Origin of the sequence: Pedobacter frigoris, from assembly GCF_005116445.1 — a bacterium.
In the GTDB taxonomy this organism is placed as follows: Bacteria; Bacteroidota; Bacteroidia; order Sphingobacteriales; family Sphingobacteriaceae; genus Pedobacter; species Pedobacter frigoris.
On record NZ_SWBQ01000008.1, the window covers coordinates 19,531 to 45,233 of the forward strand.

General features: G+C 39.9%; 23 protein-coding genes and 1 pseudogene. 12 read left to right on the plus strand and 12 right to left on the minus strand.

Annotated features, from left to right (window positions below; genetic code table 11):
• Positions 1 to 330: 330 nt before the first annotated feature.
• From radA to FA047_RS19700, 4 genes are all read right to left on the minus strand, one after another.
• Positions 331 to 1,707 carry a DNA repair protein RadA gene (gene radA, locus FA047_RS19685; protein WP_136837810.1) on the minus strand — a complete coding sequence of 459 codons (1,377 nt, stop codon included), beginning with the start codon at positions 1,705 to 1,707 and terminating at the stop codon, positions 331 to 333.
• Positions 1,708 to 1,927: 220 nt separating this feature from the next.
• On the minus strand, positions 1,928 to 3,478 hold the full coding sequence (locus FA047_RS19690; protein WP_136837811.1) for an Rne/Rng family ribonuclease: 1,551 nt from the start codon (positions 3,476 to 3,478) through the stop codon (positions 1,928 to 1,930).
• A gap of 250 nt (positions 3,479 to 3,728) precedes the next feature.
• Complete coding sequence (locus FA047_RS19695) at positions 3,729 to 4,601, minus strand: tetratricopeptide repeat protein (protein WP_136837812.1); 873 nt, start codon at positions 4,599 to 4,601, stop codon at positions 3,729 to 3,731.
• Between the two features lie 6 nt (positions 4,602 to 4,607).
• On the minus strand, positions 4,608 to 4,910 hold the full coding sequence (locus tag FA047_RS19700; protein ID WP_008240139.1) for an HU family DNA-binding protein: 303 nt from the start codon (positions 4,908 to 4,910) through the stop codon (positions 4,608 to 4,610).
• A 162-nt stretch (positions 4,911 to 5,072) separates the two neighbouring features.
• On the opposite strand from FA047_RS19700, the gene mutY reads away from it, so the two are divergent.
• Both mutY and FA047_RS19710 read left to right on the plus strand, forming a co-directional pair.
• Positions 5,073 to 6,122 carry an A/G-specific adenine glycosylase gene (gene mutY, locus FA047_RS19705; protein WP_136837813.1) on the plus strand — a complete coding sequence of 350 codons (1,050 nt, stop codon included), beginning with the start codon at positions 5,073 to 5,075 and terminating at the stop codon, positions 6,120 to 6,122.
• 14 nt (positions 6,123 to 6,136) lie between these two features.
• Positions 6,137 to 6,559 carry a single-stranded DNA-binding protein gene (locus FA047_RS19710; protein ID WP_136837814.1) on the plus strand — a complete coding sequence of 141 codons (423 nt, stop codon included), beginning with the start codon at positions 6,137 to 6,139 and terminating at the stop codon, positions 6,557 to 6,559.
• A 71-nt stretch (positions 6,560 to 6,630) separates the two neighbouring features.
• On the opposite strand, the gene FA047_RS19715 is transcribed toward FA047_RS19710, so the two are convergent.
• Positions 6,631 to 8,088: a DUF4270 domain-containing protein gene (locus FA047_RS19715; protein ID WP_136837815.1), complete on the minus strand. Its 1,458-nt coding sequence runs from the start codon at positions 8,086 to 8,088 to the stop codon at positions 6,631 to 6,633.
• 20 nt (positions 8,089 to 8,108) lie between these two features.
• Positions 8,109 to 8,933, minus strand: a complete 825-nt coding sequence (locus FA047_RS19720) for a glycogen/starch synthase (protein WP_225872803.1) — start codon at positions 8,931 to 8,933, stop codon at positions 8,109 to 8,111.
• 153 nt (positions 8,934 to 9,086) lie between these two features.
• On the opposite strand from FA047_RS19720, the gene panC reads away from it, so the two are divergent.
• The 3 genes from panC (at position 9,087) to FA047_RS19735 (ending at position 11,588) form a co-directional block, all read left to right on the plus strand.
• Positions 9,087 to 9,956, plus strand: coding sequence for a pantoate--beta-alanine ligase (panC, locus tag FA047_RS19725; RefSeq protein ID WP_136837817.1), 870 nt, complete (start codon positions 9,087 to 9,089; stop codon positions 9,954 to 9,956).
• A 45-nt stretch (positions 9,957 to 10,001) separates the two neighbouring features.
• A complete protein-coding gene (gene panD, locus FA047_RS19730; RefSeq protein WP_136837818.1) occupies positions 10,002 to 10,352 on the plus strand; it encodes an aspartate 1-decarboxylase in 351 nt (116 codons plus the stop codon).
• A 96-nt stretch (positions 10,353 to 10,448) separates the two neighbouring features.
• Positions 10,449 to 11,588, plus strand: coding sequence for an acyl-CoA dehydrogenase (locus FA047_RS19735; protein ID WP_136837819.1), 1,140 nt, complete (start codon positions 10,449 to 10,451; stop codon positions 11,586 to 11,588).
• A gap of 161 nt (positions 11,589 to 11,749) precedes the next feature.
• Here FA047_RS19735 and FA047_RS19740 read toward each other — a convergent pair whose 3' ends face one another.
• Positions 11,750 to 12,097, minus strand: coding sequence for a phage holin family protein (locus FA047_RS19740; RefSeq protein ID WP_136837820.1), 348 nt, complete (start codon positions 12,095 to 12,097; stop codon positions 11,750 to 11,752).
• A gap of 18 nt (positions 12,098 to 12,115) precedes the next feature.
• On the opposite strand from FA047_RS19740, the gene FA047_RS19745 reads away from it, so the two are divergent.
• The 7 genes and pseudogenes from FA047_RS19745 (at position 12,116) to FA047_RS19775 (ending at position 20,624) form a co-directional block, all read left to right on the plus strand.
• Positions 12,116 to 12,544, plus strand: a complete 429-nt coding sequence (locus tag FA047_RS19745; RefSeq protein WP_136837821.1) for a hypothetical protein — start codon at positions 12,116 to 12,118, stop codon at positions 12,542 to 12,544.
• 399 nt (positions 12,545 to 12,943) lie between these two features.
• A pseudogene (locus FA047_RS19750) lies at positions 12,944 to 13,402 on the plus strand (DUF6266 family protein).
• Positions 13,403 to 13,559: 157 nt separating this feature from the next.
• Entirely contained in the window at positions 13,560 to 14,024 is a 465-nt protein-coding gene (gene rimP, locus FA047_RS19755) for a ribosome assembly cofactor RimP (RefSeq protein WP_136837823.1), read from the plus strand.
• Between the two features lie 2 nt (positions 14,025 to 14,026).
• Positions 14,027 to 15,262, plus strand: coding sequence for a transcription termination factor NusA (gene nusA, locus FA047_RS19760; protein ID WP_136837824.1), 1,236 nt, complete (start codon positions 14,027 to 14,029; stop codon positions 15,260 to 15,262).
• A gap of 117 nt (positions 15,263 to 15,379) precedes the next feature.
• On the plus strand, positions 15,380 to 18,403 hold the full coding sequence (gene infB, locus FA047_RS19765) for a translation initiation factor IF-2 (protein WP_136837825.1): 3,024 nt from the start codon (positions 15,380 to 15,382) through the stop codon (positions 18,401 to 18,403).
• Positions 18,404 to 18,517: 114 nt separating this feature from the next.
• A complete protein-coding gene (locus FA047_RS19770) occupies positions 18,518 to 19,441 on the plus strand; it encodes a GDSL-type esterase/lipase family protein (RefSeq protein ID WP_169304464.1) in 924 nt (307 codons plus the stop codon).
• Positions 19,442 to 19,544: 103 nt separating this feature from the next.
• Positions 19,545 to 20,624 (plus strand): acyltransferase family protein, encoded by a 1,080-nt coding sequence (locus FA047_RS19775; RefSeq protein WP_136837827.1) that lies wholly within the window; start codon positions 19,545 to 19,547, stop codon positions 20,622 to 20,624.
• On the opposite strand, the gene FA047_RS19780 is transcribed toward FA047_RS19775, so the two are convergent.
• From FA047_RS19780 to FA047_RS19800, 5 genes are read right to left on the minus strand one after another with little or no spacing between them, the layout of a single operon-like run.
• Positions 20,621 to 21,577, minus strand: a complete 957-nt coding sequence (locus tag FA047_RS19780) for a glycosyltransferase family protein (RefSeq protein WP_136837828.1) — start codon at positions 21,575 to 21,577, stop codon at positions 20,621 to 20,623. The two genes, FA047_RS19775 and FA047_RS19780, sit on opposite strands and share 4 nt — an antisense overlap.
• Before the next feature lie 26 nt (positions 21,578 to 21,603).
• Positions 21,604 to 22,461: an alpha-1,2-fucosyltransferase gene (locus FA047_RS19785; RefSeq protein ID WP_136837829.1), complete on the minus strand. Its 858-nt coding sequence runs from the start codon at positions 22,459 to 22,461 to the stop codon at positions 21,604 to 21,606.
• Between the two features lie 15 nt (positions 22,462 to 22,476).
• Positions 22,477 to 23,514, minus strand: a complete 1,038-nt coding sequence (locus FA047_RS19790) for a glycosyltransferase family 2 protein (RefSeq protein WP_169304465.1) — start codon at positions 23,512 to 23,514, stop codon at positions 22,477 to 22,479.
• Positions 23,498 to 24,691 carry a glycosyltransferase family 4 protein gene (locus FA047_RS19795; protein WP_136837831.1) on the minus strand — a complete coding sequence of 398 codons (1,194 nt, stop codon included), beginning with the start codon at positions 24,689 to 24,691 and terminating at the stop codon, positions 23,498 to 23,500. The genes FA047_RS19790 and FA047_RS19795 overlap by 17 nt, the downstream gene beginning before the upstream one ends.
• A gap of 46 nt (positions 24,692 to 24,737) precedes the next feature.
• A complete protein-coding gene (locus FA047_RS19800) occupies positions 24,738 to 25,700 on the minus strand; it encodes a glycosyltransferase (protein ID WP_136837832.1) in 963 nt (320 codons plus the stop codon).
• Between the last annotated feature and the right edge of the window lie 3 nt (positions 25,701 to 25,703).

Sequence of the window (25,703 nt, forward strand, 5' to 3'; positions counted from 1 at the left end):
GGTTTTATCAATCAATATTAAAAAGGAGAACCTTCTTAACAATTCAAAATTACAATTCTTTTATCGTTTAAAACAAAAAAATCCTCGTTACCTTACGATAACGAGGATAATCATCCCTATTGTTTTGTTATCATGCATAAGCATCATAACGCAATGATATATTCAATAAGCAAGCCATATTTTTAAATTTAATGTAATTATCTGTTATACAACTATTTGTATCATATTTTGGTTCTGCTAATCTTTTATTCCCGGGAAATAATATCCACAAAATGTAGAAATTTATAGCAAAATTACCCATTGATTTGAGCATTTGTTGCCTCAGTTAAATTATCCAAACAGTATTGAGAACACATCTTCAATCTTGCTTACAGCAGTCAGTTCAATTTTATATTTATCTGTGATCAGCCCTTTCATGTTATAGTTCGAAATGAAAATCCTGTCAAACCCTAGTTTTTCAGCTTCAGTTATTCTTTGTTCGATCCTGTTCACCGCTCTTATTTCTCCTGAAAGTCCAACCTCAGCAGCGAAACAGATCTTTGAAGAGATAGCAATGTCCTCATGCGAGGAAATTATGGCTACCAGAATAGCAAGGTCTATGGCGGGATCTTCTACTTTAATTCCGCCGGCAATATTGAGAAAAACATCGCGGGTGCTAAGCCTGAACCCACACCTTTTTTCAAGAACAGCGAGGAGCATATTCATTCGTTTGGTGTCAAAGCCATTTGCTGACCTCTGAGGCGTTCCGTAGGCAGCGGTGCTAACCAATGCCTGGGTTTCTATCAGCATCGGTCTCGCGCCCTCTAAAGTGGCTGAAATTGCTATGCCGCTGAGTTCCTCATTCCGCTGGGACAATAGAATTTCTGATGGATTAGATACCTGCCTTAATCCATTACCGTGCATCGCATAGATTCCCAATTCAGCGGCAGCTCCAAAACGATTCTTTATTGACCGTAAAATTCGGTAAACATGGTGCCTATCGCCTTCAAATTGTAAAACAGTATCTACCATATGCTCCAGGATCTTTGGGCCTGCGATAGTTCCGTCTTTTGTGATGTGCCCGATTAAAAATACCGGGGTATCTGTTTCTTTCGCAAATCTTAGCAGTTCTGAAGTACACTCCCTCACCTGAGAAACACTGCCAGGAGTAGAGTCAATGTGGGCAGAGTGCAATGTCTGTATCGAGTCTACCACCAAAATATCCGGTTCAAGTAGCTCTATTTGTTTGAATATGTTTTGCGTGGATGTTTCTGTAAGGATATAACAATCTGCTTTCGGGCTGGAGGTTATCCTTTCAGCACGCATCTTAATCTGTTGTTCGCTTTCTTCTCCGGATATGTACAGGATCTTTTTCCCGGAAATATTTAGCGCGAGCTGAAGCATCAAAGTTGATTTTCCTATACCCGGTTCTCCACCTATTAAGATTACAGAGCCAGCAACAAGTCCGCCGCCCAGTACCCTGTCCAGTTCTTGATCACCGGTAAGTATCCTTTCTTCTGTTATAGAAAGGATTTCTTCAACTTTTGCCGGTTTGCTCATTCTTTGGCTACCTGCGGTTGTCTTCCAGGAAGGAACTTTAGTTGTTGCTTTTTCAATAATTTCTTCAACGAACGTATTCCATTCATTACAAGAGGGACATTTACCGAGCCATTTTGCAGATTCATAACCGCAGCTCTGACAGAAATATGCTGATTTAGTTTTAGCCAATTGATTTACGATTTTAGATTTACGAGTGACGATTTTCAGTACAGTGCCTATTCGTCAATTGTCAATCGCAAGGTCGGAATTTTAATCTAATGTTTTAGATTTAGGGGATAAGATTTTCAACAACGATGGGTTCGTAATCCGTAGTGAAATACCTCCAATAAAAACGAGTTACGATTTAAGCAATTTGCTTAAATCGTAACTCGTGAATCTATAATCGTAATTATAATTTGATTTCTTCGTCCTTTGCAGAAAGGAAATGAAATTCAGTCAGGTTGTATGATGAAACCGATCTGATCTTTATCCTTTGTCCGAATTTAAAGAACCATTTCCATTGTAAGGAAATAAAACCTTTTTTAATAAAGGCTTCGATGTAAGGGTGTACACAAAGCGTAATGTTTTTTTCGTTTTGCTCTTGCAAAATATAGGTAAGGTTATTTTCAATGTCATCCATCAAAACAATACTTGCCTTAATCTCTCCTGTACCATCGCAGGTCGGACATTTTTCACTGGTAACGATGTTCATCTCAGGTCTTACACGCTGACGTGTAATCTGAACGAGCCCAAATTTACTTGGAGGAAGAATGGTGTGTTTTGCACGGTCCAGCAACATCAGATCTTTCAGATGATCAAAAAGCATCTTACGGTTTACAGGCTTGTGCATATCAATGAAATCAATCACAACAATGCCGCCCATATCTCTCAGACGCAGTTGTCTTGCAATTTCTTTTGCCGCCTCTTTATTGACCTGTAAGGCATTTTCTTCCTGATTCTCTTTACTTGCAGTTCTGTTTCCACTATTTACGTCGATGACGTGAAGTGCTTCAGTATGCTCAACAACAAGATAGGCGCCTCCTGCCAGGTTAACAGTTTTACCAAAGGAATTTTTGATCTGCTTCTCTATGCCGAAATGCTCAAAGATTGGTTCTTTATGTTTGTACAGCTTTACAATCTTTTCCATTTCAGGAGAGATCTCGTGTACATATGAGCGGATATCCTCGAAGAGGTTAGTGTCATTTACATAAACATTCGTAAAATCAGTACTTAAAATATCTCTTATCAGGGTAGATGTACGATCCATTTCACCCCAGACACGCTTAGACGGTTCTGCCTCAGGCAGCTTTTTAATGAAGTTTTCCCATTTAGCAACAGAGTCTAACAAGTCTTTCTGAAGCTCAGCAACACCCTTCCCCTCAGAAACAGTTCTGATGATTACTCCAAAATTCTTTGGTTTAATACTTTCAATAATCTTTTTTAAGCGATTACGTTCCGTATTGCTTTTAATCTTTTTGGATATAGAGATTACGTTGGAAAAGGGAACCAGTACAATGTACCTTCCTGCGATTGATAAGTCTGAACTTAAACGCGGACCTTTAGTCGATATTGGTTCTTTGGCGATCTGAACAGGTAAAACTAGATTTTTACTTACTACCTCAGAAATTTTTCCCGCTTTGTTAATGTCTCCTTCCAACTTGAAGTTATCCAATAAAGTGCCATTAACAGAGCCGTTACGCTTGATTTTAGTTAGCTTTATTAAAGACTGGACTTGAGGACCAAGATCAAAGTAATGGAGGAACGCATCCTTCTCATAACCAACATCTACAAACGCAGCATTTAGACCTGGCATAATTTTCTTAATGCGGCCTAAATAAATATCGCCAACGGCGTAGTTGTTATTGATCTGTTCTTTATGAAGTTCTACAAGGTGCTTGTCTTCAACTAAAGCTATGGTTACTCCCAATGGAGAGGAATCTATAATTAGTTCTTTTACCAAAAGCTACAGATTTTAAGGCTTTACAGCCTTATTAACACATGGACAATAAAAAAAAACTATGCAATCAACAATTAAGGCTACGATCAGATCCTAGCCTTAATTGTTGTGCATCACATTAAGAAAACTATTTTTTCTTATGTCTGTTTTTTCTTAAACGTTTTTTGCGTTTGTGGGTAGCCATTTTATGTCTTTTTCTTTTTTTACCGCTTGGCATAGTTTTAAAATTTAAATATTTTTATAAATCTGTTTATTAATTTTTACTTTTTAGCTCTACTACTTTGTCATCTATAAATTTAGATAATGTAGCGTTAGCTGCTAGCTTTTTACTGTTCACATAAGCTTCAATAGCCTCAGTATTTTTGCCTAAGTTTTCATAAGCCGTACCCAGATAGAAATAAGCATCCGGAGTAGGCTTAATCGCGATGATGTCTTTAAAACGAATGATCGCTTTATCAAATTGACCCGATTTAATCGCAAATGTGCCTAAGCTCATGTTGGCTTTTAAATTTTTCGGATCCTTTTTCACAACATCCATCAACATAGCAATACCCTGCATTGGCATTCCCATTCCATTAACTATGGTAATTCCCAGACCCGTTTTAGCATCGTTACTGGTAGAGTCTATTTTCACCGCATTGCTAAAAGCAGTATTTGCTTTTTGTAATAATGCAGGCTGCATTAAACTATCTCTTGTATTGTCAAATGCCTTTAAAAAACGTTCTCCAGTGATTAACCAATTGTTTAATGTCTGTTCCTTGTTCGCTACAATTTCCAGGTATAAAGCACTTGGAATAGTTTGTTCAACATCATCCCACTTCTGAGCAAGTAGTTTGGCGGTAGCGGTCTTTTCATCTTCCGCAGCCCCTTTATACTTGTTTTCAAGCGAGGTAATTTCTGCGGCAAGACTGGCATTCATCGTATTCTTTGCCGAAGTAGAAACTTCATCCAGATTAATTGGCTCTGGAGCAGCAGCTGATGATGACATTTGTCCGCCTGCAGGAACTTTACTGGTTTCCTCTTTTGGTTTTACTAAACCTTTAATATCACGAGTAAACAAAAACGCAATAAGCACAGCTATTGCACTTACGATGATTAATTGTTTAGATCGGATACTGTTTAGCATAATCGATTAAGCTTCTACGCTTACTTTTTTTGAGTTGTTCTTTACTTTATCAACAAATACTTTTGCTGGTTTGAAACTTGGAACAAAATGCTCCGGGATAATGATTGCAGTGTTTTTAGAAATATTTCTAGCAGTTTTCTGCGCTCTCTTTTTTACAACAAAACTACCAAAACCTCTTACATATACATTCTCTCCGCCGATCATACTGTTTTTGATCACTTTGAAAAATGCTTCAACGGTTTCTTGTACATCTACCTTTTCAATTCCTGTTTTCGTTGATATTTCTGAAATAATATCTGCCTTAGTCATATTCTCTATTAATTTATTTATATGTATTATATACTTTATAAGTGTTTTGGGGTTGCAAAAGTATTGCTTTTTAATGAGATAGGAAAATAAAAGATGATTTATTTGTTAAGTCTTCTATCACTGAATTGCAAGTTTTACGAATAACGGCGTATTTTTGTACTTATGGCTTTTCAAACTGAAATCACAAAGTGGTATTTGCACAATAAAAGGGACCTGCCCTGGCGAAAAACAACAGATCCATATGTGATCTGGCTGTCGGAAATCATTCTGCAGCAAACCAGGGTAGAGCAGGGATTGCCATATTTTAATAGATTTCTGGAAGCCTACCCAACGGTATCCGACTTCGCAAACGCGACAGAGGAACAGGTACTGAAGTTGTGGCAGGGCCTTGGCTACTATTCCAGAGGTCGTAATATGCTGTTTACCGCCCGGCAAATACAGGAAAAGTATAAGGGCATCTTTCCTGTTAAGTATGACGAACTGATTCTCTTGAAGGGGGTGGGCGACTATACTGCTGCGGCAATTTCATCCTTCGCCGCTGATGAGGTTAAGCCAGTCGTAGATGGCAATGTATTTAGGGTGCTTTCACGGTATTTTGGAATTGATACACCGATAAATAGTACAGAAGGAAAGAAAAAGTTTCTTGCTTTGGCCAATGAGCTGATCATCGGAGAAGTTCCTTCTTTATATAACCAGGCTATCATGGAATTTGGCGCAATGCAATGTAAGCCAAAATCACCTTTATGCAGCATTTGTCCACTCCAGGCCGACTGTTTTGCCAGGAGAAATAATCTCGTGAACGTCCTGCCTGTCAAAGAGAAAAAGCTCAAAAAACGTACGCGTTATTTCAACTATTTCGTTTGTACAAACAGCGATCAGATCCTCGTAAAACGCCGTACAGCTGGTGATATCTGGCAGGAGCTTTATGATTTTCCACTTCTGGAAACCCCCGATCAATACCATAACATACAGGAAGAATTTCTATCACAAGTGAAAAGTAGTTTTGGAAATGACTGCACAATCGCGCCTTTGGAACAAAAAAAACATTTACTAACACACCAAACTATATATGTTCAATTTTTTGCTTTAGATAATTATATCATTAACTTTAATCAGAATGCAGAAATAAAATGGGTAACATTTGATGAGTTCGACGAATTACCGCAACCTAAAGTGATCACCAATTTTATGAGCTCTTATTCCGTAAATTAGAAAAAACAGAATTCATGTCAGGTATTAACAAAGTTATTTTAGTTGGACATTTAGGCAAAGATCCTGAAGTCAGACATTTAGATGGTGGTGTAACTGTTGCCAGTTTTCCTTTGGCAACGTCAGAAACCTATAACAAGGATGGCAAAAGAATAGAGCAAACAGAATGGCACAATATAGTATTGTGGCGAGGATTGGCCGAAGTAGCTTCAAAGTATTTGCAAAAGGGCAAGCTGGTTTACATAGAAGGTAAGCTGCGAACACGTTCTTTCGAAGACAGGGAAAAAATAAAGAAATACGTCACCGAAGTGGTTGCAGAAAACTTTACTATTCTTGGAAGAAAGAGCGACTTTGAACCTACTCCTGCAACCGGGGAGCACACTACCCCAAAAAGCGAGACTGATTATATTGATGACCCGGCGGGAGACCTGCCTTTTTAGAATAAATGATAGCACACTAAAAAAGCCTTTAGAATCTTCTAAAGGCTTTTTTAGTGTGCTGTAGAATAAGTCTATTCTGCTATTCTTGTGTAGTATATGTTAAGCTTTATACCTTTCTGTCCTGTAGGGATAGATTTAGTATTGATGACAGCTCTTGCTGCGGAGGTTACCGAAGGAGTTAAATTGTACTCGGTCAATGAACTCGGCGCCAAATAAGTACCATAGTTTTCCGTTGCACCATTGATCAGATCCTGGATGTAGGCCGTTACAGTAAATACATACCTTTTGTTAGTGGTATCATAAAAACCGCCAAATAAAGTCTCAGATCCAGCATACCTGTAAGGGTCTCCGCCACCTGTAGAAGTAGGCGCATCATTGTCAGGGATGTTTTTCCTTTGTCCGGCAATGTCAAGTTTATAAAGTGCCAGTCTTGGTGCAGCCACAAAAGGAGCGACATCAGTTCCTGCATTTAAATTGACCACCAGTTCTGCTCTGTTTACTACTATTTTAGCATTGGCATTACCAGCTTTAGCTCTCGTTACAAAATCTTTCAGATCAGGGAATGTAATTTTATTCCTAACCCCGGCCATTGCTTGTAGATAAGTTACCTGATATGGCGTTGTTGGGTTCGGGGCATCAAGCTGAACCTTTACAGGAGTGCCTGTGTAGTCATGTTTGATTGTTGCCGCTACAGGACCTGAACTCGCGCTGATTGGAAATTTAACTGCTACAGTATCGGTAACAGATGCTGTAGCAGCGTTTTGCTTCTTATAATAGATTTCTACATTGGCATCGGCTCCGGTAAAACCAAAAAATATTATTCCGCCTTTACCTGTGCTGCCCGCTTTGTTGACACTAACGTGCAAGCCTTTAAAAACATTGGCAAATTTGTTATTTGTAGATCTGTTTGCAGAATCCAGGTTGATGATACTGCTTTGAATAAACGCAGTATTCAATTTTATTCTGATCTGGGGTACTACAGTTTTAAGCGTGTCAGCCTTTCCTGTTACAATGTCCGTTATCTTAGTAGGCGTTTTAGGCTGTATTTTACCCGTAAAAGTTCCAAGCACAGTCGTCTCAACCGGCCATTCCTTATTGCTTGGGAAATTTTTCTGCAAAGACAAGTTGTCTTTCAATTGTTGTACATTAAAACTGTAAACAGAGGTAGTGGTATCTCCATAAAACTGAGTAGAATATGGCAGAACCAGTACTGCAGAGTCTATAGCTGCATTTGTTCCGAAAGTATAATAGCTCGCAGCAGGCAATGTTACCGCCATTGCCAGGCTTGCTTCCGTATTTCCAAAAATAGGGTCAGCATTGATAAAACCAAGAGGGTGTCTTGGCATAGCAATCGTTGAAGTTACCTCATCAGGTACAGTGGTTGTGGCTACGGTCACTCCGTCTTCCAACGTTCCTTTAATTGCAAATTCAGGATCCGGATCAAAACCGATAGTGTTGGTGTTTTTACACGAAGTAAAAAGAAAAAGACCTATCAACAGGGTCAATAAGTCTTGTTTTGTAAATTTCATATTTTTAAAATAACCTGAGTTTATGCTATTGAAACCAATTCTTCATTCGAAATTTCTTCATAAAGTGAATAGAAATTGTCGAAATTTTCGGTTAAATTATAAGCTAAAGTTGGCTTATTAGAATCTTTAACAAATTTTAACACATTGGCATCGATCTTTTCATCAGCTAATACCACTGCGTCTGAGTAAGTTACGGCTCCAATATGTAAAGCATTACAATCTGCTTTTTCAAATACCTTAGTGTCTTCTAGGGTCATAGAGTTCATCACGGCTTTTTTGTATAAATCAGTATTTAATGTTTCAGAAAAGCACTGCTCATAAATAGAATACACCACTTTTGAATTTTTAAAAGTAGGATCATTTTTGTAAGTAGTTTTGATATACGCAGGTACCAAAGCCGTCATCCAGCCATGGCAGTGTACGATATCCGGAGACCAGCCTAATTTCTTAACAGTTTCAAGGGCGCCTTTGCAAAAGAAGATCGTTCTTTCGTCATTGTCCGCATAAAACTTATCTTCTTTGTCTCTGAATACATATTTGCGCTGAAAATAATCTTCATTATCCAGAAAATATACCTGCATACGTGCAGCCGGGATAGAAGCAACTTTAATGATTAGCGGGTTGTCATTGTCATCAATAATAATGTTCATGCCTGAGAGGCGGATAACCTCATGCAATCTGTTCCTTCTTTCGTTAATGTTTCCAAACCTGGGCATCAAAATGCGGATTTCGAATCCTTTATCCTGCATTGCCTGTGGTAACTGACGGGTAATTTCTGAAATCTTTGTGAGTTCAAGGAAAGGCGACATCTCGTGTGTAACAATCAGTAGCTTCGTTTTTGCCATCTCCATATTCGTAAATAAAAATTTATGTTAAAGAAAAGATTATCAAGGGGCAAAGGTAAGCAAAATAATAACATTTATCAATATAATACGCAAGATGTTTTGTTGGGAATGTATAAATAACCAACTTTGGCGTTTGAAATTTTATAAGCTGGTTTGGAAGTTATAAATACTATTGCGGCATTGAAGTCGCTGCTTGGTCCAAAAAAATTGGCCCAACAGAAAATCGCGCTCGTGCCTACAATGGGTGCATTGCACAAAGGACACGTATCGCTTATCAGAATCGCGCAGCGCCATGCTGATGTGGTGGTGTGCAGCATCTTCGTAAACCCTACACAATTTACAGATCCTAAAGATCTGGAGAAATATCCGAGGCCTCTGGAACATGATATGGCAATGCTAAAGGAATCCGGATGTAATGTCGTATTTATGCCTTCAGTAAAAGAAATGTACCCTGAGCCTGAAACCTGGCACATCGACCTGGGGCCGGCAGAGTTTCTTTTGGAAGGGGAATTTAGAAAAGGACATTATCAGGGCGTTACACAGATCGTTAAAAAACTCTTCGATGCGGTAGAACCCGATACAGCCTTCTTTGGACAAAAAGATTTTCAGCAGGTGCTGATGATCGAAAATATGGTTGCCCACTTTAAGCTGCCTGTTAAAATCATCACCTGTCCAATAGTCAGGGAAGAAGACGGACTCGCCATGAGCTCCAGAAATATACACCTCAATGCCGAAGATAGAAAGCACGCGGTCGTATTAAGCGAGGCACTCTATCATGTAAAAGAATTTTTCGATAATAACTGTAAAACGCAGGAGGGTATAAAAAAAGAAAAATTACCAGCGCTGGAGGATGTGGCCAAGCGGATGATTTCACGCACTCCTGGTGTTGAGCTGGATTATTTTGTAATCGTAAGTGGTCATACTCTCATGCCTCCTACCGACAGTTATGGGCTGGGGCTTGTCGCTCTAGTGGCCGCTAAAGTAGGTGAAACCCGCCTTATTGATAATATGATACTGAGCTGAACAATAGAAAAACCATTCATTCACAAATTTAGCTAACTTTGCAGTATGATTATCGAGATATTAAAATCGAAGATACACCGTGTTAAAGTAACACAGGCAGAACTCAACTATGTTGGAAGCATTACCATTGATGAAGATCTGATGGATGCAGCCCAGATTATCGCAAACGAAAAAGTGCAGATCGTAAATAATAATAATGGCGAGCGCTTTGAAACCTATGTGATCAAAGGAGAGCGAGGTACAGGTACCATATGTTTAAACGGCGCTACCGCACGCCGGGTACAGGTTGGTGATATATTAATTATCATGTCTTATGGTTCATTACCAGTAGAGGAGGCAAAAAAATACCATCCGATACTAGTGTTCCCGGACGACAATAACCGTCTTTTGAAATAAAATTTCATTCATCTTCCAAAATAATACTATGCAACCATAACACTTTGTGTTGGAATTGTATAAATTTGGCATAACTTATTATTTAATAATATAATTATGCTATTTCAATTAAGTGAAGAACAGTTGATGATCCAGCAGGCAGCAAGGGATTTTGCACAAAATGAACTTAAGCCTGGGGTTATTGAAAGAGATGAGCATCAAAAGTTTCCTGCTGAACAGGTAAAAAAGTTGGGCGAACTCGGCTTTTTAGGAATGATGGTGTCCGAAAAATACGATGGCAGCGGTATGGATGCCATATCTTATGTGTTGGTTATGGAAGAGCTGTCGAAAATAGACGCGTCGTCTTCTGTAGTCGTATCTGTAAATAATTCCCTGGTATGTTACGGACTTGAAGCCTATGGCTCAGAGTTCCAGAAAGAAAAATATTTAAAGCCCCTGGCTTCCGGAGAAAAGATTGGTGCGTTCTGTCTGTCGGAGCCCGAAGCAGGTTCTGATGCCACTTCCCAGCAAACTACTGCAGAAGATAAAGGTGATTATTATTTGCTGAACGGGACTAAAAACTGGATCACCAATGGAAGTACAGCCTCCACTTATCTGGTTATTGCCCAGACCGACCGTTCTTTAAAACATAAAGGTATCAATGCATTTATTGTAGAAAAAGGCATGGAGGGTTTCACTGTAGGCCCGAAAGAGAATAAACTGGGTATTCGCGGCTCAGATACACATTCATTAATGTTCAACGACGTTAAAGTCCCAAAAGAAAACAGGATTGGCGAGGAAGGTTTTGGCTTTAAGTTCGCCATGAAAACATTGGAAGGCGGACGTATCGGTATCGCTGCACAGGCACTGGGTATTGCGGCAGGTGCGTATGAGCTGGCGCTTGCCTATTCAAAAGAACGTAAATCATTTGGCAAACCAATTTCAGATCATCAGGCTATTGCATTTAAACTTGCCGACATGGCCACCCAGATAGAGGCAGCACGTTTGCTGGTTTACAAAGCAGCCTGGTTAAAAGACCAGGGACAACCTTATACACTCGCAGGATCTATGGCAAAATTATATGCTTCTAAAGTCGCTATGGATGTAACGATAGAAGCTGTTCAGATACATGGAGGATATGGATTTGTAAAAGAATATCATGTAGAGCGTATGATGCGTGATGCTAAAATTACTCAAATTTATGAGGGTACCACAGAGATTCAGAAAATGGTCATCTCCAGAGAAGTGTTGAGGTAAAAAGCGCGCATTAACCCAGGATTTGCATCACGTCATCTCGAATGAAAAGAGAGATCTCTTGTTCATACATAGCTTGCTCTGCAGCAACTTCATGTTCAAGAAATCTCTCATAGCTGCGCTTCCCTCGAGATAATGGGGGCGAAGTTTAAGCATGGAGTTTATTAATCCTTATCGCTACCAGCTACGGCACCAAAAATTGCTTTGATAATCGCAACTACAATGGCCAGAATCGCAGCAGCCCAGAATCCGGTAGTGCTGAATCCTGCCATCAGGTTATCTACCAACAAGATCATCAATACACTGATGATAAAGGAAACCAGTCCAAGCGTTAAAAAATTAACAGGAAAGGTTAGCACCCTTAGGATAAATCCGATGGTGGCATTGGCCAGTGCAATCAGGATGGCTGCAATTATTGCTGTTCCATAGCCGTCAACTGATACCCCCGGGACTAGCTTTGCGCCCAGAAATACAGCGAGTCCCATTAATAAAATTTCTACAATCAGTCTCATAATGTTTAATTTAGTGATATGGTTAAAAGTATTATTAAGTTTTCAGCAGTAATCATGCTGTTTATATCAGCATGTTCATCATCAAATAGCAAGCCACTTTTAATCGAATTTTCGGCCGATAGCACAGCAATAGAGTTTCACAATATCGATCCTGCAGGTCTGCTGCAATTAAAAAACGCCAACTCCGCTGACAGTGTGCTGGTCGAACTGGTCTCTGTATTACAGACGCTATCTGAAAAGGACACTTCTTTAAGGGAAGAGCCCATAAAGGGGAAGCTACTGCTCACTGATAGTAGCATTGTTTTTAAACCTTACGCTCCTTTTATAAAGGGCAGGGAGTATCTGGTGATTACACATTTGAATGCCAGTTTCGGTAGCATGGAAAAAATGCTGAAGAACGAAATGGCTGGTTCCGTAAAGCCAAATCAAGAAGTGCTGACCCGATAATAATTTCAGACGAACCTCAACGAATTTTCATTTATGACACCTGTGTAATTCTTTTCTATTTAAACAATATTGATACAATATTTAAACATTGTTTACACAATAGTTATACAATCAAAAATTGTTTAAACTATGTTTTTATAATGTTTAAAATTTGTTTAATTAAAGTTTTAATATGATATTCATATCAATCAAATTAATATGGGAAAATTAACAGAGGGGCTGGACGGTGCATTGAGCTGAAAAATAGGCAATCATGTTTACTATAACATGTTCGGAGAGATCCGTGTGCGCATGAAGCCCAGTAAAAGAACAGGTAAGAAGACCAAAAAGGAAAAGTCAAATACCGGAGGTTTTGCTAAAGTACAGGCTTTCATGAAGCCGCTTTAGGAGTACCTGACAATTGGATATAAAGATTATGGGACTAAAACCGGCGGGTACAACGGGGCTGTTTCTTACGCGTTGAACAATGCGGTTGAGGGCGATCATGCCCATCGGTTTGTAAATCCGTAGAAGGTGAGGGTTTGTGGCGGTCAGCTTCATTTTCCTGAATCAATAGACACGGTGCTGGAGGCAGATAATTTTCTACGGTTCAACTGGAGTACAGAGGAGGGCGACAATGGTCATGATCAGGATCAGGTTTTTATGCTTGCCTATTCGCCTGGTGAAGATAAAGGCGATAGTGGAAAGCATGTATGTCAGCCTACAGGTGCATTTAGAAAAGACGGTACAGACGGATTGCAGTTGAAGCCAAAAAGGAATGAAGTCGAATATCATATATATATAGGGTTTATAGCGCTCGACAGGTCTTGTCAGGCAGATAGCGTTTATCTGGGTAAGGTGACAGTTCTGGCTAAATAGATAAGCATTCCTTTTAAAATTGAGTTGATTTGGCATTTCGTAAAGCATTGATTGTGACCTCGCATTTTTATTTTGCAAAATAATTTCATACATTTGCACAGTAATAGAGGTAAGAGGGGGCAGGAGTCCCCTCTTTTCTATTACAGGCAAATTGGTTATGCAGGTAGAAAAAAGAGTAAAAGAGTTAGTTGAAGAAAAGATTTCGGACAGACCGGAATTGTTTTTGGTAGAAATAAAAATGCTTCCGAACAATAAGCTTATTATTCATGTTGACGGTGATGAGGGCATTACAATTCAGGATTGTGCAGCAATCAGCAGACATGTTGGCTTTCATTTAGAAGAGGAGAACACCATAGAGAAGGCGTACAATTTAGAAGTTTCTTCGCCTGGTATTGGAGAGCCGCTAAGGCTGAAGAGACAGTATGAAAAGAACGTAGGCCGTGAGGTGAGCGTGAAATTGTCGGGCGGAGAAGTGAAGGAAGGCAAATTGCTTTCTGTAAACGAAGCGGGCATCATTATCGAAGCCAAAGTAAAAGAAAAAGGTAAAAAAATGCAGCTGCTGGAAACAGCTGTTGATTTTAATAATATAACAGAAACAAAGGTTTTAATTTCATTTAAATAAAAATGAGCAATATTAACTTAATCGATTCATTTCAGGAGTTTAAGGACTTCAAAAATATCGACCGTCCTACAGTGATTAGTGTGCTGGAAGAGGTATTTCGCAGTATGTTGCGTAAGAAATACGGTACTGATGAGAATTGTGACGTAATCGTTAACCCGGATAATGGGGATTTAGAGATCTGGCGTACCAGAAAAGTGATGGAAGATGGTTTTTCTGAGGATGACGATTTGGAAATTGAACTTGCTGAAGTTAAACTACTGGATGCGGATATGGAAGTTGGCGACGACTACATCGAGCAGATCACATTGGAAAGCTTTGGCCGTCGTGCAATATTAGCAGCACGTCAGACATTGGTTTCTAAAGTATTGGAGCTTGAAAAAGACGAGATCTTTAAAAAATATAAAGACAGGGTTGGTGAGATTGTAACCGGTGAGGTTTACCAGGTTTGGAAGAAAGAAACTTTGGTACTTGATGATGAAGGTAATGAGTTGATGATGCCTAAAACTGAGCAGATTCCGGCTGATTATTTCAAAAAAGGTGATTCTGTACGTGCCGTAATCCTTAAAGTGGATATGGTAAATGCAACACCTAAGATCATCATCTCAAGGATTGCTCCTGAGTTCTTACAGCGCTTGTTTGAGATTGAGGTTCCTGAGATCTTTGACGGCCTGATCACGATCAAGAAAATTGTTCGCGAACCGGGAGAAAGAGCCAAGGTTGCTGTGGAGTCTTATGACGACAGGATTGATCCTGTTGGAGCTTGTGTGGGTATGAAAGGTTCACGTATTCACGGTATCGTGAGAGAACTGAAAAATGAAAATATTGACGTAATTAACTTTACAAACAACATTTCATTGTACATCACGAGGGCATTAAGTCCGGCAAAAATCACTTCTATTAAACTGGATGACGAGACTAAACACGCTTCAGTTTACTTAAAACCGGATCAGGTTTCTCTGGCGATTGGTAGAGGTGGGCACAACATTAAATTGGCAGGTAAATTAACAGGATACGAAATCGATGTATATCGCGAGGCCGGAGAAGAAGATGAGGATGTGGATATTGAAGAATTCTCAGACGAAATCGATAGCTGGATCATTGATGAGTTAAAAGCTATTGGCTGCGATACAGCTAAAAGTGTATTGGCCCTTTCTGTTGATGAGCTTGTAAAACGCACGGATCTTGAAGAGGAAACGATCAAGGAAGTGATGAGTATTTTGAAATCAGAATTTGAATAATACGTTCTCTATGTTTTTACTAAATTATGTAGTCATTAAAAACTAATTGTCTACACATGAAATAAACAAGAATAAACGTTACTTTTGTATAAGAATTAAAGAAAAAATAGGATATCAATGTCAGACGACAAACCAATAATTTTATTTAAAGCAGTTAAGGAACTTAACGTAGGGATCGCTACGGCCGTTGAGTTCCTGGAAAAGAAAGGCTTTTCTGTTGAGAATAAACCCACTACTAAGCTCTCACGCGACATGTACAATGCGCTGTTGAAAGAGTTTCAGGGCGATAAAATCGTAAAAGAAGAAGCCAATCAGATTGTTATTGGTAAAATTCGTCGTGATGAGCCTGAGATAGCTGAGAAAGCTGCTGAGGCGCCTAGAAAAAATGTTGAATTTGAAAATGAAGGCATTTTAATTAAAAATCTGAACAGTTATACTCCTCCGGCTGAAAAAGCTAAGGAAGAAGTTCCCGCTAAGCCGGCTGTAGAAGAGAAAACTGAAGAAAAAGCAGAAGAAGGCGCTTTGCCTGGTGTAAAAATCGTAGGAAAGATCAATCTTGATGATCTGAACTCTAAAACACGCCCTGTCAAAAAAGAGGAAGCTCCTGCCCCTGCACCAGAACCTAATGCTCCTGAAGTTCAGGAAGCTCCTAAGGCTGAAGTTAAAGAGGAAGCTCCTGTTGAAAAACCGGTTGAAGCAGCGAAGCCAGAGGTTGAGAAACCGGCAGAGCCTGTAAAAGCGGTTGAAGAAGTGAAACCAGAGGAGGCTCCTAAGCCTGTAGAAACACCAGTGGTGAAAGCAGAGCCGGTAGCACCTAAGGAAGAAGCTGCTCCGAAAGTAGAAAAACCAGAGGAGACTGAGGTGATCAAAGCACGCTCTGTAAAACTTTCAGGTCCGAACATCATTGGTAAAATTACTTTGCCGGTGACACCAGACCGTAAGTCGCAGCCTGTGGCTTCATCTGCAGATAGCGCTGATGCTAAGCGTAAGCGTAAACGCAAAAAGACTCCTGGAGGACATCCGGGTCAGCCTGGTCAGCAAGGTCAGGGTGGTCAACAACAAGGTGGACAACCTGCTCAGCAAGGCGGGCAGCCTGGTCAGCCAAGAGCTGCAGCACCTGTGGGCAACAGACCTGATTTTAGAAATAATACTAACAATACAGCCAACAGGCCAAACTTTAGGAACAGCAAACCGGGAGCTCCTTCCGGCGGACCTAAGGAAGAACCTACGGAAAAAGAAATACAAGATCAGATCAAAGCAACACTTGCCCGTTTGAGCGGTGCTGGTAAGTCTGGTAAATTTGCTCAGCGTGCAAAATTACGTCGTGGCAAGAGAGATGACGTCGCTCTTTCTGCGGAAGAAGCGGCAATGGAGCAGGAGCTTCAGTCTAAAGTTTTGAAAGTTACAGAATTTGTAACAGCGAATGAACTGGCTTCCATGATGGACGTACCGGTGACCAAGATTATTGGTACTTGTATGAGTCTGGGTATGTTCGTGTCGATCAACCAGCGTTTGGATGCAGAGACACTAACCATCGTGGCCGATGAGTTTGGTTACGAAATTCAATTTGTGAAACCAGACGATGAGAGTGACAGCATCATTGAAGAAGTAGATACAGAGGAAGAATTGCAGCCAAGAGCGCCAGTGGTAACCATCATGGGTCACGTGGATCATGGTAAGACATCTTTGCTGGATTATATCCGTAAAGCAAACGTGGTAGCAGGTGAGGCCGGTGGTATCACCCAGCACATCGGTGCCTATATGGTAACGACTCCAACAGGCAAGAAAGTAACCTTCCTGGATACACCGGGTCACGAGGCCTTTACGGCCATGCGTGCAAGGGGTGCCAAGGTAGCGGATATTGCGATTATCGTGATCGCTGCGGATGATGCGGTGATGCCACAAACGAAAGAGGCGATTAGCCATGCGCAGGCAGCTGGCGTTCCTTTGGTATTTGCATTTACAAAAATTGATAAACCGGGTGCAAACTCAGAAAAAATACGCGAGCAGTTGTCTACCATGAACATCCTTGTAGAGGATTGGGGTGGTAAATTCCAGTCGCAGGAGATTTCAGGTAAAAGCGGATTAAATGTAGACCTGTTATTAGAAAAAGTATTATTAGAAGCAGAATTATTAGAATTAAAAGCTAATCCCGATAAACGTGCTACAGGTAGCGTAATTGAGGCTACTTTAGATAAAGGACGCGGTATTGTAACTACAGTTCTGGTACAGGCAGGTACGCTAAAAATAGGAGATCCTATTTTGGCCGGAAGTTATAGCGGACGTGTGAAAGCATTGTTCAATGAGCGTGGACAGAAAGTGGATCAGGCAGGCCCGTCGGTACCGGTACAGGTATTGGGTATGCAGGGTGCGCCAACAGCGGGTGACCGTTTTAACGCCATGGAAAGTGAAGTGGAAGCGAGAGAAATTGCCAACAAGCGTCTGCAACTGATGCGTGAGCAGGGCCTTCGTACACAGAAACACATTACCCTGGATGAGATTGGCCGTCGTTTGGCGATCGGTAACTTTAAAGAACTCAACCTGATTGTGAAGGGTGACGTGGATGGTTCTATCGAGGCATTGTCTGACTCCCTGTTGAAATTGTCTACACCTGAGATACAGATCAATGTGATCAGTAAAGCGGTGGGTCAGATCTCTGAATCTGATGTATTGCTGGCATCAGCTTCTGATGCGATCATCATCGGTTTCCAGGTAAGGCCTTCTCCGGGAGCGCGTAAGCTTGCCGAGGCAGAGCAAATCGATATCCGTCTGTACTCTATCATCTACGATGCGATCAACGAGATCAAAGCGGCGATGGAAGGTATGTTGGCACCTGAGTTTGAAGAGAAGATCACGGCTAACGTTGAGATCAGAGATACCTTCAAAATCACTAAAGTGGGTACAATTGCGGGATGTATGGTTCTTGACGGAACGATCACACGTAACAGCAAGATCCGTATCGTAAGAGACGGTGTGGTAATCTATACTGGTGAACTTGCTTCATTGAAACGTTATAAAGATGATGTGAAGGAAGTATCAAGAGGTTACGAGTGCGGATTGAATATCCATAACTTTAATAACATTGAAGTAGGGGATATTGTTGAAGCCTACGAACAGGTAGAAGTAAAACGTAAGTTGTAAAAGACTTGAATATATTATTGTAAAGCGCCTTATTTTTTAAGGCGCTTTTTTTGGTTTAATTTACAGATGCTGCTTAGGAGGATTTTTATTTTTGTATGTTTTGTGATGTTGGGCGTGACAGCATTTTCTCAGGGGAGGATGCCTGTATGTGGCCCTTATTCTCAATTTTATAGCAAAGACAGCCTGAATATTGTAACCTTTGGCGCCAGTACAGTGCAGGGCAATCCCGACCCTCTTAATTTTCAGACCTCATTAAAATCCTTTCTCGAAAACTGCTATACAGGTAAACCTGTGGTGATTGCCAATCATGGGATTGCGGGTGAAAATACTACACAGGGGCTGTTGCGTTTTGATAAGGCAATAGAAAACAAGACAGGTTTCGTACTGATCCTCATGGGTGCAAATGATGCAGTACAGATTATAGACGGGAATGAGAAGTTGAGTAATACGCTGAGTAATATGCGTACTATGATTAATAAAGCCAGGAGCAGGAAACTTGCTGTGATCTTAGGAACAATTCAATATTTCGTAGAAACACCGGGCCGGACTCCAGCTGCAAGGCTCTCGCAGCGTAGAAACAGAACGATTGATATGATCAACAATGGCTACAAGAATCTGGCAAAGGAACTTGGGGTTAGGGTTGCGGATATCAATTCTCTAATAGGTAAGAATAAGCAGCTTTATGCAGATGATGTACACCCCAATGCAAAGGGGTACGGGGTGATTTCTTTGATGTGGTTTGATGCTTTAAATCAGGAAATCATTGAAAACTACCTTTCTCCGGGGATTGTTCAGAACTATCCGAATCCTGCAAATACTTTTACTAAACTCGGGTTTAACCTTCCCAACGCAGCGAGGGTTAAAATCACGCTATATAATATCTTCGGACAAAGGGTTGCTGTCGTTTTCGATGATTACAGAAATGCCGGATACCAGGAGGAAAATATCTCTACTGAAATGTACGCTGCGGGGGTGTATGTATTGCATTATGAGCTGTTGGGTCATAAGTTTTCAAAAAAACTCGTCATCGTGCATTAAACTATCTACCCTTTTTATATCTAAATCTTTACTGTTAACAAGTGTTAATCTTTGTGATTTTAGCAAAGAAAAGTGGATTTTTGCGCCGACCTAATTGTATTTAATGGAGCTAGTAGAGAAAAAAGAAAAGAAGAATTTTGATTTTGTTGATACAATCAGGTGTATTTCAATGATAGGGATCGTTTTTGAGCATTGCGCTGCGGGTGGCACAGGCTTATACCGGTCGTCATTTTTCGATACCGTAGTTGAAACCTCAGTGATACAATCTTTTAAATTCAGTACGATCGCCTTCTTTTTAATTGGGGGGTTTCTAATTAATCATAAGTTCCAGGAATATACGGCAGGACAATATCTGAAGAACAGATTCAGGAGTACAATTAAGCCATGGCTTTTCTGGTTATTGATATATGTTGCCTTAATGGTATTGGATAGGTATGTGGCTTATTTGAGGGGTGGTGATGATGTGCTGGCAACAAATTTCTTTGGCTATGTCTGGGACCGCTTTGTCTTCGGAATATTTTATACCTCCAGTTGGTTCGTATTGAATTTTCTGATCTGTATCTGTATTCTCCTGCTATTTAAGCGCTATTTGTATAGCTGGGGACTTGGAGTGTCATTAGCACTGCTTTCGCTGATTTATAGCTTAAATATATACCATCAGTGGTTTTTAAGTACGCACTCAACAGCCTTATTTGGTTTTGTGTTTTACCTTTGGCTTGGGGTGATGCTCAACAGGTATTTTGAGGTGGTGATGTCATCTATCAGGAAGACATCTTGGTTTGTACTGATATCAGTAGTTGTGCTGTTATTTGCACTGGCTATTGCTGAATCTTTTGCGCTTGTGCAAATGGAGTCGAAGGATGCTTACAATACGTTGAGGATTACGAATGTGCTTTATTCATTTGGCATGTTTGCCCTCTTGTTAAAGATTGGGGCACTGGATTTTTTACAGCGAAACTTTGAGCCCAGGAAAACTACTTTTGGTATTTACCTTGTGCATTTTGTAGTTGTTGTAAGGCTCCTTCCCTTGATATTTCAACCGCTAAAACTTGATCTTGAAGCATATTCAGTATGGCAGAATACAGGTATTCATATACTGCGCTTCTTCATTGTCTACGGCGTGAGTTTTTTGATGGTTAGGCTGATTCAGAAAACCAGGTTTAAATGGATTATCGGGAACTAACTATAACTTGCCAGAATCTGGTCTATTCTGTTGGAATAGGTATGGTTTTTTAGGATATTCTCCTGCATTTTTTTAATCATTTCCATGCGTTTATCGGGGTGGGAAATGTAGTGGTGCGCTTTTTCGAGAAAGTCATCGCCATTTGTTGTAATAATGAGCTCATCTTCCTGAAATAGTTCACCTGCAAGCGGGTTGTCGCAGATCTGAAACCCGCCAAGCATAGAAGATTTGAATACCATTTCGTTCAGTAACATCCTATTTTTGATCTCAATTTCTGTATGGATGTTCGGCGTAATGAATGAGCGGCTGTAGTAACCTTTTGATTCAATCGTCCTGGGGTTGATCATGTTGTGCTCATTGTATTCCAAATAATTGCTGAACGTCGTTTTCAATGGTTGAATAAAAGCCTTATAGGTAGTTGTACGGGTACCAATATCGCCAACCCATAAGAAATCAAACTCAGGGTTTAACAGCGGGGCGGAGTATTTTGCACTGTCCGCGCAGTGCAGCGACTGCATAACACTTATTCCAAGATCTTTTTGATATCCTCCAAAGAAACGTTCGTTAAAAGATTCGTCATATGGCGACCTGATCAGTATATTGTGTTTTGTACTGTACTTGTTTAATACCTGCTTTGTCTTTGCTGTTACAGCAAGGGTTTTAGGCAGGTAGCTACAGCTGGAATAAAATGAACCTGATAAGACTAACTTAGTGTTCTTAAGTAGGCTTAAGGGGATGTTAGATACGTTCTCCACGTCAGTAAAAATCACATCAGGAGCGTAGGTAATTAGTCTCAGCTTTTCATGCGGCCAAAAGGAGCTTTTCAGTTTAATAAGATCGAAAATTCTGAAAGTATCCTTTCTTTCTGTGAAAGCATTTTTAAATCCATCGACAACAGTTTTAGTCGCGTAGTCCTGTGTGTTGTTTATATTGTATATGTATGCAACTTTCATGAATCGGTGATGTTTAAAGTATTAATTTATATACTCAACCAGGTTTGAGGGATCAATCCTGAAGTATCTAAATTAACATCATTTACCCATTTCTTTGGACAAATGACAATATTATTTTGGTTTTGATTGAGCCATGCTCCCCACCAGCTAAAACTGCTGTTTGCGATGATGTTGTGCTTGCATTGACTCATTAGCTGCATATCAATGTAGCTGGAAGAATTGTTGTTCCATGAAATGAACTCACAGTTGGTGATCTTCAGGTTTTCCTGACACCACGCGATGTCGTTGGAAAAGATAAAATATCTTGGTGAATCCACTTTGGACTGAATGTAAGCTATTGCGCTTTGGTAATATTTCAGGCTACACAATCCGCCAAGCAGGGGATCGGTAAGGTAGTCACCCCTTCTGATGTGGATAGACACGCTGTTGGAATTTTGAATGCGATTTAATGCCTGTTGATTTTTATCGTCAAGTGGATTTTTGAATTCAAAATCTGTTTTTAGTGCTTTACTGATGTCTTGAAAATAGGCGATGTTTTGCCAGTATCCCCAGTAATACGCAGGTTTGGGATTGGTCAAAACTTGCGGATCAAAGCCAAAAAGATTGCTTTCCTCCTGATAGGCTTTTTTTAAGTTCATTATTCTTCTGAGCTTTCTGTAGATCCATTTTTTATGCTGAACCTGATAGAGCTTGCTTTTGAACAGGGATGCTTCGGAAACATGAATGTCAAAAATATCTTCCAGTTCAAATCCGTTGTGCAGTCCATAATCATGGAAACCCTGTAAATCCGCTTTTACATTGGGAAATCTTTTCTGCAATGCTTTATAGAACGCATATTGAAACATCTGATTACCTAAGCCGCCTAAAAATCTAACAATTTTCATTAAGTCTAATATAGATTATTTAGAGATTGAACCGATGCCATTAATGGAAAGCTTAAAGGTTTTTCTTAACTGGCGTAAACTTACGAAAGACCATTTGAAAAGATTCTTGTTGAGTAATAGGGAAAGCGCATTCATTTTGGCTCTTTTTATGTAGATAATTTGAAACCAATAATTAAACAATACCTTTTCAAAAGGGATTTGCGGATATTTTTTTAAAGACTGATTCGCCGTTTTTAACCTGGTGAATAGAGAAAGGTAGTCAGTAAAGCTGGATGCATTAAAGTCCCCCTCCAATAGGCTGAAAAGCGCTTTACTTGTCCTTTCGTCAGGTTCGATTTGTAGTTGAGTCAGTTGGTTCTGTTTAATCGCAAAAACTTTCTCACGCCCGGTTTCAGATTGAACTATAGAAATGTTGTTGTCGTGAATTCTGTATTTTACCAGTATGCAATCCAAATTGTTGACCTGGTATTTAGCTGAAATCCGGGTAAAAAGCTCATAATCTTCAGCTGGTGCATAATCTAGATATCCGTTTAATTCCCTTAATACTGCAGATTTATACATTACTGTAGAGTTGATAAACGTATTTTGAAAAAGCAGTGTCATTTTTATTTTATCAGCGCCAACAGGAACTATGAACCTATTATCTTCCACATGCTTTCCGGTTTTGTCGATCACTGTGCCATGCCCCCCGCATAGAGCAAAATCAGGATGTTCCTGAAAGAAGGTATATTGAAGTTCTAAACGATTCGGGACAGCAACATCATCGCTGTCTAATATGGCAATATATTCACCTCTGGCTTCGGTTAAAGCTACATTTCTGGTGTAGGTCAGTCCGCGGTTTTTGTCATTGTTTACTAACCTGATCCTGGGATCCTTAAACTCATTTACGATATCAAGGGTCTGGTCTGTAGAGCCATCGTTAATTATTAATAATTCGAAGTCTTCAAAGGTTTGGTCCAGGATACTTTGGATAGATTCATTGATGTAGCCGGCCGCGTTGTAAGCTGCCATGCAAACCGTTATTTTTGGGAGCATACTAAATTCGTTTTTCATATTTACCGGATCGTGAAGAGAGGATTTTTCTGTACGATTCATCGAAATCACAGTTGTTGTAAAGTTGCTTTACAGTATTAAACGCATTAATACTAAAGGTTTTTAAGTGCGCTCTGTTGCTGATGAAAAATTCTAATTCTTTAATGAATTGTAGCGCAAGATCCTCCACATTATGCAGGTTGTCGACTACAATACCATTTTCTTTTGTGCGTGAAATATAATTTGAAAGTTCGCCGACGTCAGTAGATATTGGGACTACCCCCATATTCATTCCTTCAAAAACAACCAGTCCCCAACTCTCACGGCGTGAGGTAAGCAGTAAGAGGTGCGCATCTTTATAATGGTCGTTTAAAATAGCTTTATCATGCACTGGCCCAACTATTTTTGTGTTTGAAGGAACAATAGTATCGCCAGGGCTAAAATCACCGATCAATTTAAATTCGATAGGAAGGTTTAGGTCATGGGCAATTTCTGCTACCCTGATAAACACATTTGGTCGTTTTTCCTCGCTATTTCTCCCCACAAAAAGAACCTGTAAGGTGTCCTCATAGTTTTTTTCCGGAAAGACTCCATCAAAAGGAATTTTATTTTGAATTACAGTTAGTCTTTCCAGATACTGTTCCGGTATATGATTAATTGAATACAGGTCTTTAAACTGTTGGATCAGTACATTTCCGACAACAATTCTTTTATTAATCCGGGGAACATGCGGAAGGCTATACCTCTCTATCGCTTGGTCATCATCATCTTTAAAATTATGCATGATATCGATGATCTGAACATGAGGGGCTAAATATGGAATCAAATCATACATGAAGCTACTACACCAGCCTGATACTACAGCATGCTGCTGTGCGTTAATCGAAGCTGCCAGCATTTTATATAATTGTTGTTTAAGCTCTTTTTTTTCCGCCCATCTACCCAGTTCTATGACGTCTGCTGCTGCCTGAAATTCTTTTTTAAATCCATCAGTTATTGACCTGTCAGTAATGAAACAAAGCGGTTTAGGATCATTGAAGAGATTCATGATGTCGACATGGACACGTTCAGCTCCACCAAACGACCAGGAGGGAAAGAAGAAGTATAACTCTCTTTGCTTTGCAAGTTCCGTTTTGATACGGAAGTATTTGGCCAAAGCAGTAAGATTGTCTGCTATTCTTTTAAATTTTTTAAACATAATTAATTCTTGCCTTTGATTGTTTACAATAAACTGGAGCGCGGATTTAATTGTTTATAAACGCCTTTATTTGTGTTGTTATTCGATCTGGCTTAACAAAAGGAAATAAGTAGCACATGATTCTTCTCTGTCTGGATTTTTTTTGTGGAGAAGACGAAAAGATATACCTGATTGGAGTAATTAATCTCAGCCTGATTTTATTAAATAAACTGAGCTTGTTGTTGGGCCCATATTTTATGGCCAGATAGTAATTGTCGATGATCAGGTTGGACTTCCTAAAGTTTTCAAACAAACTGTTTTTGTAGGTTAAAGTTAGCCTCCCTTCAGGGATATAATGTTGTAAAGACAATCTGGGATCGTAGTATAATTTGTAACCTTTAAGGACTAGTCTCAGGCAGTACTCCGTGTCTTCTGCTGTTAATATTTTATGATCTGATTTGTTGATCAGAAGAGAAGGGAAATTACGGTAAGCATCCAGATAAAGCTGTGTTCTGGAACTTAAGCCTGCTCCCCATAGCCTTCCCTTAAACGTGACGTCACCTGTGTTTTTGGATTGTGTTCCAATAGCGTAACCTTCTTGTACAGGTTCAAACCATTCAGGTAATCCTGAATTTCCAGTTGCAGCTTTAGCTTGTCCGCCCAAAGCTCCGATATCATCGTTTTCGTCGAGGATGTCAAACGCTGTTTGTACGTACTTTGAATCCAGCCAGTTGTCATCATCACAAATGATAAAGTATTCATATTTCGCCAATGCGATTCCTTTTTGCAATGCGTAAAGTTTACCTGGTGTGCTTTCCTGGATGAGTGTCAGAGGAACGTTTTTAATATTGTGCTCATTCCAATAAGCTGCAGCGATCTCGGCTGAGTGATCTGTAGAAGCATTGTCGGCCAACAGGATTTCCCATTCCAAATTATCGCTAACTTCCTGGGCAGCCAGGTATTTCAATGTATCGGGCAGCCGCAGCGCTCCATTATAAGTACAAACAATAACGGTAATACCTTTCTTCATCAG

Excerpts from the sequence above, each read along its gene's own strand:
- FA047_RS19695 (WP_136837812.1), bottom strand. The coding sequence starts at position 4,601 with ATGCTAAACAGTATCCGATCTAAACAATTAATCATCGTAAGTGCAATA.
- FA047_RS19700 (WP_008240139.1), bottom strand. The coding sequence starts at position 4,910 with ATGACTAAGGCAGATATTATTTCAGAAATATCAACGAAAACAGGAATT.
- mutY (WP_136837813.1), top strand. The coding sequence starts at position 5,073 with ATGGCTTTTCAAACTGAAATCACAAAGTGGTATTTGCACAATAAAAGG.
- FA047_RS19710 (WP_136837814.1), top strand. The coding sequence starts at position 6,137 with ATGTCAGGTATTAACAAAGTTATTTTAGTTGGACATTTAGGCAAAGAT.
- FA047_RS19715 (WP_136837815.1), bottom strand. The coding sequence starts at position 8,088 with ATGAAATTTACAAAACAAGACTTATTGACCCTGTTGATAGGTCTTTTT.
- FA047_RS19720 (WP_225872803.1), bottom strand. The coding sequence starts at position 8,933 with ATGGCAAAAACGAAGCTACTGATTGTTACACACGAGATGTCGCCTTTC.
- panD (WP_136837818.1), top strand. The coding sequence starts at position 10,002 with ATGATTATCGAGATATTAAAATCGAAGATACACCGTGTTAAAGTAACA.
- FA047_RS19735 (WP_136837819.1), top strand. The coding sequence starts at position 10,449 with ATGCTATTTCAATTAAGTGAAGAACAGTTGATGATCCAGCAGGCAGCA.
- FA047_RS19740 (WP_136837820.1), bottom strand. The coding sequence starts at position 12,097 with ATGAGACTGATTGTAGAAATTTTATTAATGGGACTCGCTGTATTTCTG.
- FA047_RS19745 (WP_136837821.1), top strand. The coding sequence starts at position 12,116 with ATGGTTAAAAGTATTATTAAGTTTTCAGCAGTAATCATGCTGTTTATA.
- rimP (WP_136837823.1), top strand. The coding sequence starts at position 13,560 with ATGCAGGTAGAAAAAAGAGTAAAAGAGTTAGTTGAAGAAAAGATTTCG.
- nusA (WP_136837824.1), top strand. The coding sequence starts at position 14,027 with ATGAGCAATATTAACTTAATCGATTCATTTCAGGAGTTTAAGGACTTC.
- infB (WP_136837825.1), top strand. The coding sequence starts at position 15,380 with ATGTCAGACGACAAACCAATAATTTTATTTAAAGCAGTTAAGGAACTT.
- FA047_RS19775 (WP_136837827.1), top strand. The coding sequence starts at position 19,545 with ATGGAGCTAGTAGAGAAAAAAGAAAAGAAGAATTTTGATTTTGTTGAT.
- FA047_RS19780 (WP_136837828.1), bottom strand. The coding sequence starts at position 21,577 with ATGAAAGTTGCATACATATACAATATAAACAACACACAGGACTACGCG.
- FA047_RS19785 (WP_136837829.1), bottom strand. The coding sequence starts at position 22,461 with ATGAAAATTGTTAGATTTTTAGGCGGCTTAGGTAATCAGATGTTTCAA.
- FA047_RS19790 (WP_169304465.1), bottom strand. The coding sequence starts at position 23,514 with ATGAAAAACGAATTTAGTATGCTCCCAAAAATAACGGTTTGCATGGCA.
- FA047_RS19795 (WP_136837831.1), bottom strand. The coding sequence starts at position 24,691 with ATGTTTAAAAAATTTAAAAGAATAGCAGACAATCTTACTGCTTTGGCC.
- FA047_RS19800 (WP_136837832.1), bottom strand. The coding sequence starts at position 25,700 with ATGAAGAAAGGTATTACCGTTATTGTTTGTACTTATAATGGAGCGCTG.